The organism is Streptomyces sp. NPDC015220, from assembly GCF_043079345.1.
GTDB lineage: Bacteria > Actinomycetota > Actinomycetes > Streptomycetales > Streptomycetaceae > Streptomyces.
Window position 1 is genome coordinate 45621 of record NZ_JBIBUK010000037.1, and the last position, 11213, is coordinate 56833.

At 68.8% G+C, this 11213-nt stretch carries 12 protein-coding genes and 2 pseudogenes; 6 read left to right on the forward strand and 8 right to left on the reverse strand.

Annotated elements, in window-relative coordinates:
* Positions 1 to 249 precede the first annotated feature (249 nt).
* From ACF061_RS37610 to ACF061_RS37625, 4 genes are all read left to right on the forward strand, one after another.
* Positions 250 to 561: a hypothetical protein gene (locus ACF061_RS37610; protein WP_392271515.1), complete on the forward strand. Its 312-nt coding sequence runs from the start codon at positions 250 to 252 to the stop codon at positions 559 to 561.
* A gap of 414 nt (positions 562 to 975) precedes the next feature.
* Positions 976 to 1860, forward strand: a complete 885-nt coding sequence (locus ACF061_RS37615; protein WP_392271516.1) for a hypothetical protein — start codon at positions 976 to 978, stop codon at positions 1858 to 1860.
* Positions 1861 to 2246: 386 nt separating this feature from the next.
* Positions 2247 to 2408 carry a hypothetical protein gene (locus tag ACF061_RS37620; RefSeq protein ID WP_392271517.1) on the forward strand — a complete coding sequence of 54 codons (162 nt, stop codon included), beginning with the start codon at positions 2247 to 2249 and terminating at the stop codon, positions 2406 to 2408.
* A gap of 268 nt (positions 2409 to 2676) precedes the next feature.
* Complete coding sequence (locus ACF061_RS37625; RefSeq protein ID WP_392271518.1) at positions 2677 to 3483, forward strand: IS5 family transposase; 807 nt, start codon at positions 2677 to 2679, stop codon at positions 3481 to 3483.
* Here the strand turns inward: ACF061_RS37625 and ACF061_RS37630 are convergent.
* A pseudogene (locus ACF061_RS37630) lies at positions 3425 to 3814 on the reverse strand (hypothetical protein); the annotation flags it as partial. The gene ACF061_RS37625 and the pseudogene ACF061_RS37630 overlap by 59 nt on opposite strands.
* A 412-nt stretch (positions 3815 to 4226) precedes the next feature.
* Between ACF061_RS37630 and ACF061_RS37635 the strand changes: the two are divergent.
* Positions 4227 to 4522, forward strand: a pseudogene (locus ACF061_RS37635) (hypothetical protein); the annotation flags it as partial.
* Positions 4523 to 4610: 88 nt separating this feature from the next.
* Here ACF061_RS37635 and ACF061_RS37640 read toward each other — a convergent pair.
* Positions 4611 to 5441 carry an ArsR/SmtB family transcription factor gene (locus tag ACF061_RS37640; RefSeq protein ID WP_392271519.1) on the reverse strand — a complete coding sequence of 277 codons (831 nt, stop codon included), beginning with the start codon at positions 5439 to 5441 and terminating at the stop codon, positions 4611 to 4613.
* 590 nt (positions 5442 to 6031) lie between these two features.
* Between ACF061_RS37640 and ACF061_RS37645 the strand changes: the two genes are divergently transcribed.
* Positions 6032 to 6385, forward strand: coding sequence for a hypothetical protein (locus ACF061_RS37645; RefSeq protein ID WP_392271520.1), 354 nt, complete (start codon positions 6032 to 6034; stop codon positions 6383 to 6385).
* Positions 6386 to 6561: 176 nt separating this feature from the next.
* Here ACF061_RS37645 and ACF061_RS37650 read toward each other — a convergent pair whose 3' ends face one another.
* From ACF061_RS37650 to ACF061_RS37675, 6 genes are all read right to left on the reverse strand, one after another.
* Complete coding sequence (locus ACF061_RS37650) at positions 6562 to 6717, reverse strand: hypothetical protein (RefSeq protein WP_392271521.1); 156 nt, start codon at positions 6715 to 6717, stop codon at positions 6562 to 6564.
* A 114-nt stretch (positions 6718 to 6831) separates the two neighbouring features.
* Positions 6832 to 7332: a S26 family signal peptidase gene (locus ACF061_RS37655; RefSeq protein WP_392271522.1), complete on the reverse strand. Its 501-nt coding sequence runs from the start codon at positions 7330 to 7332 to the stop codon at positions 6832 to 6834.
* A 23-nt stretch (positions 7333 to 7355) separates the two neighbouring features.
* A complete protein-coding gene (locus tag ACF061_RS37660) occupies positions 7356 to 9155 on the reverse strand; it encodes an ABC transporter ATP-binding protein (RefSeq protein ID WP_392271523.1) in 1800 nt (599 codons plus the stop codon).
* A gap of 95 nt (positions 9156 to 9250) precedes the next feature.
* Positions 9251 to 9808, reverse strand: a complete 558-nt coding sequence (locus tag ACF061_RS37665) for a redoxin domain-containing protein (RefSeq protein ID WP_392271524.1) — start codon at positions 9806 to 9808, stop codon at positions 9251 to 9253.
* Positions 9809 to 9833: 25 nt separating this feature from the next.
* Positions 9834 to 10388, reverse strand: a complete 555-nt coding sequence (locus ACF061_RS37670) for a MauE/DoxX family redox-associated membrane protein (RefSeq protein WP_392271525.1) — start codon at positions 10386 to 10388, stop codon at positions 9834 to 9836.
* 169 nt (positions 10389 to 10557) lie between these two features.
* Entirely contained in the window at positions 10558 to 10749 is a 192-nt protein-coding gene (locus ACF061_RS37675) for a hypothetical protein (protein WP_392271526.1), read from the reverse strand.
* Positions 10750 to 11213 lie beyond the last annotated feature (464 nt).

The window sequence follows — 11213 nt, forward strand, 5'->3', positions numbered from 1 at the left end:
CAGCCGAAGCTCACTGGAGGCATCTGAGCGGGGTGATGTCGGTGACGCGGTCGAACCTTGTGGGGCTTGGCCCTGTCCGGGGCAGTGTCGGTGGGGCCGGAAAGGCGCTCCCGCACACCACCCCCCTCACCGTGCGGTCGAGCCCCCGGCCCGCCCCCACCCCCCGGGGCGGCCCGGCACCCCGTCTTCATAGTGCGCCCGGTCTACTGCCCGGGCCCTTCCCAACCCTACGGATCGAGGTACATCCTGATGTCCAGCTTGCCCCGCACCCCGCAGACCATCGCCCGCACCGTGCAGGACCTCCTCTACGCCATCAGCGCGGGCTCGGTGCGCAATACCTATCCGAAGGGCGCCGGGACCAAGCCCGTGCCGGTCGAGCTCACGCCCGCCGAACGGGCCGTTGCCGCCTCCCAACTGGCTGACGTCTTGCAGGAGTGGGGCGACGTCGACCCAGAAGGCCGCAACGCGTGGGAGACCGCATTCCTTCAGGACCCGGAAGCAGACCCCGAGACGTACGCTGCCCGCCACGGCCACCGCCCGGCGTCCATCCCGGCCCGCTGACCACCCTGAACCACCCGGCCCCGAACCCCCGGCACCCCGTCCCGGGTTCGGGGCCGCCTCACGCCCGCACACCCGCACGCCCGTCCCGCCACCGCACTGGTTGCGGGGCTTGGTCCGGTCTGGGGCAGTGTCGGTCCAGCCGGAAGGCGTTCCCGCACACCACCCCCCTCACCGTGCGGTCGAGCCCCCGGCCCGCCGGGCCGCCCCCACCCCCGGGGGGCGGCCCGGCACCCCGCGGCGCGCCCCGGTCACCGGCCCCGCGTGCCGTATTCCGTCACCGTCCACGACTCCCGAAAGAGGCTCCCGCCGTGCCCGAGCGCATCCTGACCATGCCTGGCAGTACCGACCAGTTCGTGCTCACTGAACGTCCCGCACTCACCCTCACCAACCGTTACCGGGCCACTGCCCGAGGGCATGGACCACACCCACCTCATCGTCGTCCCCGCCCACCAAGTGCGCACCGGCGATGTCGTCGCCGCCTTCTTCACCGACGGCCCCGGTATCCGGCACGCCGAGCACATCCCCGAGGCGTTCACCGCGCATCCCCGCCGCTTCGGCACCTGCCCGGTACGGTGCGAGGAGTGCGCGGACACCAGCGCCCGCGGTGTCGCCGCGGACCGGTACGTGTGCCTCGACCCCGCCGACGACCACAATGACTGCGTCATCGTCTTCCGCAACACGCCCGTCGCGATCGTCCCCGCCGACACCGCCGCCCGCTTCCCGCCCCTTCACTCCACCCCGCCGCTTTCGGACCTGTTCACCCTCGACGACGGCGAGCACGGCCCGTACGAGGCGCTGCCCGTTCCCCGCGCCTGGGGTCCGTGGCAGCCCATCAGCGTCACCCGGGCCACCGCCGACCTGCCCGCCACCCACGCCGGCCGCCACCTCACCTGCCACTGGCTGCACGACACACTGCTCATCTCCTCCGATCCCCGCCTGCGCATCGACCCTGGACGCCCGGGCCGCCTCATCCGCCCCGACGCCGACGGCCGCTACCGGATCGGCGGCCTGTGGGCGTGGCAGGAGCGGGCGACGCCCCCCTGTCCGCACTGCTCGACCGCCACCGAGCCGGTCGAGGTCGAGGGGGAGAGGGTCTGGCGCTGCACGGCGCCCGACTGCACCCGGCGCACCTACGGCACCGACGATCCCGGCGACGACGACGCCCTCCCGCCCTACACCGAGACCAATCCCGACGGCACCACGATCGTCTACCACGGCACCGGCGAAATCGACATCGAGGCAACCGCCGAACTGGCCGCCCAGGACGGCCCCGACCAGGACGCACAAGACGCCGAGTGAGAACCCCCAGGGGCCGGAAGCTCACGCGCGGACCACGCGCGAGCTTCCGGCCCCCGTGCCGACCCCCGCCCACGGACCACGCCGCGCGGCGACCGCAACACACGCACCCCGCGCCCCGGACAACCTGCCGCGACCGATCCGGCACCAGCCCGCGTCACCCCGCCCGCGTCTTGCCGTGCTAACCCCCAGCAGCCGCACTCTCCGACCACGCACCGCGCCGACCCACCCGGCGCCCCCGCACCCATGCCCGCTGGAGAGCCCATGCCCGCAAGCACCCGCGCAACGCACATACGGCCCGTCCCGTCGGCCGGATCCTGCGCACTCTGGCCGCCGCGGAGCGCCCCCGCCCGGGCCAGTTCATCGTCATCGAATGATCCGAATCCTGCGTGTGCGGCGGCAACTTCCTCGGCCACCAGGAAGAGCCATGCACCCCGGACTGCACCGGCTACTACGCGGCCCGCGGCTACCTCGTCCTCGGATCCGGCGCGGGTGGCCCGCAGGCAGCCGGCCAGCCGGGCGACAGCTACGGCCCCACCCAGGCCACCTGAGTGCCTGTTCTCTATCCGCTCGCGCGGTCGGACAGGTTCGAACGGGGGCCGGGTTCGGGTGAGTTGTCCGGGGTGGGTGCATGAAGGAAGGGCCTCTTGGTAGCTCGCGGATGTCGAGTCCAGCGAGAAGCAAGAGGCCCTGTTGTCGAAGTGTCGCGTGGTCGTGGTCGCCGAGTCCAGTTCGTCCACTCGTGGGTGTGACTGCCTCGCCCACAGGTTCGGGAACGCGGTCGACCGGCCGCAGCGCCGGCCCCGATACGGCTCGGACATGAGCGATGCCGAGTGGGCCGTGGTGAGGGACCTGCTGCCGGTTCCGGGCTGGCTTTCGGGCCGCGGCGGGCGTCCGGAGGGTTACTGCCACCGGCAGATGATCGACGCAGTGCGCTACCTCGTCGACAATGCCAACAAGTGGCGGGCGATGCCCGCGGACTTCCCGCCCTGGCCGCGCGTCTACGCCTTCTTCGCCCGCTGGCGGGATACGGGACTGGTCACCGAGCTGCACGACCAGCTGCGGGAAGCCGTCCGCGGCGGTGAAGGCCGCAGCGCCGAGCCGAGCGCGGGGGTCGTGGACTCGCAGTCGGTGAAGGCGGACGCCACCGTCACCTTCGGCTCACGGGGCTTCGACGCGGGCAAGAAGATCAACGGCCGCAAGCGGCACCTGCTCACCGACACGCTCGGACTTCTCCTGGCCGTGCTGGTCACACCCGCGTCCGTGACCGATCGGGACGGCGCCCGGTCCCTTCTGCCGCAGGCTGCGGGCCACTTCCGGCGGCTGGCGCGGGTCTGGGCCGACGGCGGCTACACCGGCCACCTCACCGACTGGACCAGCCAGCATCTCGGGCTCGTCCTCGACATCGTCCGCCGCAGCGAGGACGTCCGCGGCTTCCAGCCACTGCCTCGCCGCTGGGTCGTCGAACGGTCCTTCGCCTGGCTCCTGCGCAGCCGACGCCTGGTCCGGGACTACGAACGACGCACCGACACGAGCGAAGCCGTCATCCGCTGGTCGATGATCGCCCTCATGAACCGCCGCCTGGCCGCACAGCCTCATCAGTGCGCTGTTCTGCCGGCAGGGTGAACCTCCCGGGCTTTGTCTCCACCAGCCATCCCCGTTCCACCAGCCTCTTCAACCGTGCTCTCGCGCCCTCGACGCGTGAGGCCGAGGCACTGTCCCAGCCGAGCACCACGGCCGCCCGCCGGGCACTCAGCCCGTCACCCCCGGCCGCGGCTGCCATCACCGCCTGGTAGTCGACCGACAGGTCCTCGACCCCGGCCGCGTTCTGGCGATGCGGCACCGCACGGCGCGGGCCCACCGGCTTCCTCGGCGACGGGCCAACGACCCTCTCGGCCGGCTGTTCCTCCTCGGCGAGCGCTTCCAGATACTGCTCGAGGCCGATCGTCCGAAGCCTCCCATGGAGCCAGACTGATCACTTGATCACGGAAGGGGTCACTTTTCATCGACCGATAGGGGGTCACGGTTCAAAGCACGGCGACAGCGCCACCGCCCCGCGCCCCACTCCGCCGCGCCCGGCACTACCGTCCCGGGTCGGGTTGCCGCGCTACGGTGCGTATCGAGTCCTGATCAATCTTCGGATTCGCCCTCGCGACGGGGCCTACCGACAGATACTCTCCCGTGACGCGAACGCAACTGACGGATGCAGAGTCGCTGAGCTGGTCCCGGTGGCGGATCCGCCACCAGGAACTCGCACGACGCTGCCACTACCGGCGCCGCCACGGCGGAGGTTACGAACTTCCCGCACCTGACGCCACGGCAGCCGAACAGATACGAGAAGGCGCCTTTGACCAGCAGAGCAGGGGGCTATAAATCGTTCGGCCCTGTCTCATATTCGGTGGTCACGGAAAGTCGTGACCCCATTGGTCATGGAGGATGTGGCCGATAAGGGTGAGAGGATCGTGGTGCGGGCCCGGACGCCGCTGGATACCGCCTCTGACCGGTGTGCGGGTCCTCGTCGGGACGGGTGCACGGCTATCACTGGCGGACGGTGGCCGGCGTTCCGGTCGACGGGCGACCGGTGGTAGCCCGTGTGCGGGTGTGGGATCTGGTGTGCCCCACGCGAGGCTGCCGCCATACCTTCCGCGATGGGGTCCTGCTCCGGGGCCTCGCATGTCGGCCGTCGACGTCGTCGAGGTACCGACCGGTTCTGATCTTTTTTCGGGCCTGCTTTTTGGCCGATTGCGGCGGCTTCATGGCGAGGCAGTCGAGGTGTTGAGGAGCGCGATCCCTGTTTCGGTAAGCGTGTGCAGGGCGTTATTCCGGTGACGGGTCGTCGTGATCAGGCCAGCAGTCCTCAGGATGGTGGCGTGTTCACTGGCGCTGGCTGGTGCGATCCCTGCACGGTGACCGAGTTCGGTGGTGGTGCAGCCAGGATGGTCAGCAATCACATAGAGCACGGTGGCGCGGGTACGGCCAAGAAGCGCCCCAAGGGACTGGGGGACGTCGGTCCGCGTGGCAGCGGAGACGACAACAGGTTGGATTGCCGTGCATGCGTTGAGGTGGACGGGGTAGAGAAGCCAAGGTGGCTCGGCGGTCTCGTCGATGGCTGGTAAGGAACCATCGAAGAATGAAGGAATCAACAAAATTCCGCGGCCGCAGAGGTGAACGTCACCGCTGCGCCCCGAGGCCATGCTGATCTCCAGCACGGGCGAATTCCACTTGATGTAGCGCGGATTGAGCCCTTTCAAGAGACCTTCAATGCCGTCTTCAGCCATGCTCCGTACGCGCATGGCATGATCGGCACGCGCCAGACGGTCGATCTGTGGCCAGAGCGGTGCCACTAACTCGCCGTACGCGTGGTCGAGTACGTCGACCAGACGCTGTAAGGCAGCCTGGTCTACGAGACGCTGGGCCCACAGGGGCACCTTCTGCTGTCCTTCTGCCCAATTCTGCATGTCCTCGCGAACGCGCCCAATAGGAGTGCAGCGCACCTTCTCCATCAGGCTTGCTGGACTGCCGCTCCCTGCCGGAGTGAGGAAGCCAACTGTGCGCCCTGTGGCAGGCAACAGGTCGAGAAGCATGCGTGTGCGCGGATTCAGACGCAGGAACGCCCGCTGTCTCCATGCATCGAAACGAACTCGATGGGTCGATGTCTGGAGCCGTCTGACGGCGCAACCCAGTTCGACCAGTGGTCGAGGGCCGTCTGCCAGGCGAGTACGGGCCAGATCTTCCGCTGTGAAATGTACACGTAATGACACGACACGGATTCTCCTGGTTCGCCGTCTTCAGGGCCAGGCCGAATCGCGTCGACTCCGCATGAGTGAGTTCCGCGACCAGACTGCCGAAGGGCCGGAGCACGGACCTGAGCCGGGTTTTCCAGAAAGATGCGTGGTCGCGCCTGGCTACGAGCGTGGTCGGCCCCGCATCACTTCACTGACTTCGGCTCGTCAGGAGTAATGCTGGGTCGTCGCGGGCCAGGCCGGTGCCTACTATGAAGCCAGGCTTTGGCCCCGGACCCTGGACCTACGAGACACTGGATCCTGAGGATCTGAGAACGGACATCTCGTGGTCATGAAGGATCTCGATCCGGCCCTCTCTGCAAGCCCCGCCCGCCGTCCCCGACGTAGCGAGGCCGACAGCCGGGTCGAGCCGCTGCCTCCTGGCTGCGGATGTGGAACTGGTCACCGGCCCTGCCCGCACCGCTGCTGGCCAACTGGGGTCAGCCGGCCAGCCCGACCCGCGAACCGCCGTCCGCCCGGCGTTGCGCCATCACACCATCGCAGCCCTGGAGTACCTGCTGAAGCCGGCCGTTGCGGCCGGCCCGCTCGCGGCCGCCGCCCTGGCCCGTGCCTGGGAGCACAGTTCGGCCGGACGCACATGCTCGGCCTGGTGGCTGAGCATGGTGGAGGCGTGGAACTCCAGCGAGCGCCAGCAGGGGGCGAACGTTGCGGTCCGTGCCGCCGTGACGCGGCGGTATGAACGGAACGCGACGTATCGCGGGCGTTCCCGCCGCTCGTTTTTTTGATCAGCCGTTGGTGGTCTGGCCTGCACTGATCAGTACTTCGTGCGTCGGCGGGCGGGGGAGGCAACGTGCCAATGCTGCAGTGATTGTGGGCGCTGTGCTGGAGCAGAGGCTTGGCCTGCGGCTTTGTCAGTCAGCTGGTTGGTTGATCAGGTCGTGTCATCTACGCTGCGCAAGGTTCAGGTTCTGTGGTCGTCTGTATACAGCGGCGGCTCAGCCGCCGCCTGGTGTGGCTGCCCGGCCACGGTCCGGTTGATCTTGCGGCTGGCCGTGATGTCGTTCAGCTCCGCGACGTCGACGGCGTGCCCGCCGGCCGCCACGATCAGGCGGGCCACCCGGCCCTGCGCTGGCGCGAGGTCACTTCCACCAGGTCGTCGGCAAGCCGGGCTCCGGTCTCCGTATCCGCGGGCAGCCGGGAGATCCTGAGCGGCGGGTGGCGGCCGTCAAACTCACCTTGCGCTGTGGTCCACGATCCGTGTGGTGGCGTCGCGGCGGATCCGGCAGAGCACCACTGCGGTCAGCAGGTCGACCGGCACGGGCCCGGTATGGCGGGAGTCGTAACTGGCTTCACGGTTGTCGCCCACGACGAACACATGCCGGGCCGGCACAACGCCCGTTGAGCACAGCGGCCCCGGTATCCGTTCTCCGGCAAGGGCGACGACGCGTTTGATCATTAAGGTGGGTGGGGGGTCTCCAGGGATGACGTCCTCCTCGGCCGCGCCGGCCGGGTCGCCCGAGTCGGCCGCCCCTCGCATCCGGATCGCGACAACCGCCCCCCGGCGCACCAGTCGGGCCGGCACCCTGAACGCGAGGAGCCGGTCCCCATCGCGGTACGTGGGATGCATGCTGGAGCCGCTGACGTCAAGAAGGGCGCAGCGACGCCGGAGCAGGATCGCCGCCGTCGGGAGCAGGGACGCGAGCGTGATGAAGGTCACCGCTACCGTGCGCACGGAGCACCTCTTCACCGGCCGCCTCACAAGCCCGGGCCGGGCAAGGAGAAGGGAAGTGTCACGTCCGACTCCTCATCTGCGGTGTCGTCCGACCGCTCGCGGTAACCACGGGATTGGAGCGTGAACAGCCGGTGATAGGTGCCGCGGCGGCCCAGAAGGTGTGCGTGGTCGCCGAGCTCGGTGATCCGCCCGCCTTCCAGAACTGCGATGGTGTCGGCGTCCTTGATCGCGCCGAGCCGGTGGGAGATCAGCACGCTGGTGCGTCCGGTGCGGCAGGCCCGCAGCCGGGCGTGGATCTCGTACTCGGCGGCCGGGTCCAGACCGGAACTGGGTTCGTCCAGGATCAGCAGGTCCGCGTCCGCGCGCAGGAACGAACGAGCGAGGCCCATCCGTTGCCACTGCCCCCCGGACAGCTGCACGCCGGATGCGTTGTCGTCCTCGGCCCAGAACGTGCGGCTGAGGAGGGTGGAGTATCCGTGCGGCAGCTGTGCGACGTCCTCGTGCAGGCCCGCCAGCCGTGCCGCCTTCTCGCACCGTCCGGGTGCGTCGAGGGCTCTCAGGTCGCCGATGCCGATGTTCTCCCGGGCGGTGAGTTCATAGCGCATCGGGTCCTGGAAGGTGGCCGCGATACGGCGTCGAAGATCCGACGGATCCATGTCGTGTAGGTCGGTTCCGTCCCAGAGGATGCGCCCGCGGGTGGGGTCGTAAAACCGGCACAGCAGCTTCACCAGCGTCGACTTCCCCGAGCCGTTGACCCCCACGATGGCCAGGGCCTTTCCGGCCTCGATCCGCAGGTCGACGCCGCGCAGCACCCAGGGCATCCCCTCCTCGTAGCGGAACCACACGTCCCGCAGTTCGATGACGTCACGCAGGGGCGTAACCGGGGTGGGGCGCCGGGGCGTGGGGAGGTCGAGGCCGAGCCCCACCACGGCGACGTAGTGATCGAACATCATCAGGGAGTGGTGCGCCTGTCCGGTCTCACTGGCCAGTCCGCCGATGCCGCTCTGGACGGCTGGGATGGCTGCCAGCAGCAGGGAGACACCGCCGACCGTCATCGTTCCTCGTGCGGCGGACCCGACCGCCCACAGCAACGCGGCCCCCGCCAGGAGGGAGGCGGCCACCTGCAGGGACGCCTGCACGCGCAGCTCTCTGCGGTCCATCCGCTCCCGCTGAGCGTCGGCCTTGCGACGCTCAGCCAGCAAACGCTCCCGCAGGAAGCGCCCAGCAGCGTAGAGCCGGATCTCCTTCGCTGCCTCCACGCTCGACAACAGGGCTGCGTAGAAAAGCTCACGGCGCTCGGTGGGGCTGATCTCCCAGAAGGTGGCGGCACGCCGGCGGCTGAGCATGACCTCCGCCCAGAGCACTGGGACGCCGGACAGCGACACTACGACAGCGAGCAACGGATGCAGGACCGCGAGGGAACCGATGAAGCCGATGAGGAGGACGGCGCTGCGGGTGATGCCAGCCACCGCTTGGACAACCTGGAAGGGTGCGAGCCCGCCGGCGTGCTGCGCCAACCGGAGTTGGTCCAGGAACTGCGGGTTTTCGAAGCGGCGCAACCCCACGAAGCCGTCGACGGTGGCATGCAGTCGTTCCTGGACGACAAGGCTGGTCGCGCGCGTCATTCTGGCCTGGAGGTAGCCGGTGAGCTGTGGGGCGCCGGCCGTTATCGCGCCGGTGACGGCCAGCAAGAAGGCGGAGGCGAAGAGCTCTCGCGCACCGGCGCCGGCCGTGAGCCCGTCCAGGATGTCCTTGACCAGCCAGGTGACCGCCACGGGTGCCGCGGCAGCGACCAGGGTCACAGCCAGATATCCGGTCATCATGACGGGTGTGGCACGGACGCCGAGACCAAGGGCCGACATGACGGCGCGGTGGAGCGGTGCCGTACGGGTCGGCGCGTCGGTCCCCGGGGCGGCGCTCATGCGCGCCCGGCCGGTACGTCGGTGAGGGCCGCATCCCCGACGGCGGCCACCGTGAGCGGTTCCCCGTATGGGGCCGAGACGGCGAATTGGGAGGGAAAGGCGCTGACTCGAAAAGCGGTCGTGCAGGGTCCATCGGGTTCCTCCCGTACGACCCGTGCCACGGAAGCGAGTTGTTCGGTCATCTCCCGGGCCTCTTCCTCGTGCTGCTGCTCGCCGCTGCTCGACACCACGACTGCGATCACCTGGCGGCTGCCTTGGAGGTCGGTGGCCTTCTCGACGAAGCGGGGCAACTTGTCCCGGCATGGTTGGCAGCCCGGCGTGAAGAACGACACCACAGCGTTGTCGGTGAGATCACGTTCCGTGAGCCGCGCGCCCTCGGAGCACCGGGTGCTGAAGGGTGCCACGACCGCGCCTACGGAAATGCCGCCCTCTTCGGTGGGGACCGGGCCGGCGGAGGGCCGGTCCCTGAGCCGGCGGAGGACCGCGAGCGTCAGCATAAGGTCCAGCACGCAGAGCAGGGCGACAACCACGAGGGCTATGGCCAGGTAGATCATGTTCGGCCTCTTCTCGGTAGAGGGATCAGATGCTCGTACGGGGCGGAGCGGACCGCAGCAGCGCCACCAGTTCGTCTCCAACCACCAGGACGAGAGCGGCCGTCGCCCCGCATAGCCAGCCGGCGAACCGGGCCTGCCAGGAGAGGTGTCCGCTCTCCCCTGCTCCGGGAATGGCCACCACCGCGAGCACGAGGAGCACGGAGTTGCGTATGAGTTGGGGCGGACCAACGGGGCTTGCCGAGGTGCCGAAGCACCGGCAGCCCACCTGTATTCCGGTGCGCAGGGCGTGGGCGATGGCGTAGGTGAACGACGCCAGCAGGCCGATCGCCGTCAGGAGACCGATCACCGCCGGCAGCCGGTCGCCGTGCGGCCACGGATCGGCCAGAAGCAGCACGGTCATCGCTTCGGCGATGACGACTCCCGCCGCGAGTACACCCGCCCGTGCGGCGGGTACCGGGCCCAGTGTCGCCACTGCTTGTTTGAAGGCGAGGAACGAAGCCGTGTTCCTGATCTTGCCGACGATAGCTGCGGCGAAGACCAGGACGAGCGAGGCCTGACTCAATGCAGAGACGAAGTCCATGGGGGCTCCCGAGAGAGACGTGGCCCGGCCCTGGTACGGGCCGGGCCACGAAACGGACGTGCACGGTGTCCGAGGCGGGGCGGTACCTTCAACGGTGACCACGCCAGGACGCCGAGGAGAGAGCGACTGGCCCGCACCGTTCACGAAGTCAGGGCAGGCCAGCCTCGGCTCACGAGCAGCCGCACTTGACGAACTCGCGCTTGTTGAGGTCGCAGGACCAGACGCGCTGCGTGTAGTTGGGGTAGTTGCTGCACGAACCGGTGATGCACCGGTAAATCCAGTAGCCGGTGCACGCGCTCACCGCCTCCTGCGGCACCAGGCGTTCCAGCATGCGGTCGGCAAGCCCACGTATGCTCTTCATGGTCAGGTTCCCTTCCGTCGGAGATTTCTCTGGCGATTGCACAGGGGCGCTGGACCGCACTCTGGCAGCGGTCTTCTGCGCTACGGACTGGCATTCGCCGACTGTTTGGCGGACAGAGGCAATGAGCCGTTCCCGACGTGCCTGGGTGGGCTCCTTGCCGTGCCAGCAAGACGATCCTGCAGGCTGCCCCTGCCGGTGGCCATCCCTTTCGGTTACGACCGAAGTGCCTGACGCAAAAGGATCTAGTACTCCAGCAGCGTTTCGCTATCTGGCCTGGTCAGAGGCGTTGTCTGGAGTGTAGTCGGCTGGTGTTGTGTCAGGGGTGGTCTTGCTGGACCGCCCCTCCAACGAGTGGGCCGGGGAAATGGATGGGCTGTGATACGGACAGCCTCCCAGCGTGATCGACGAACATGCGGACGCGGCCTGGGAACGAGAACTCGACGACCTTTTCCTCTGCATCGGCC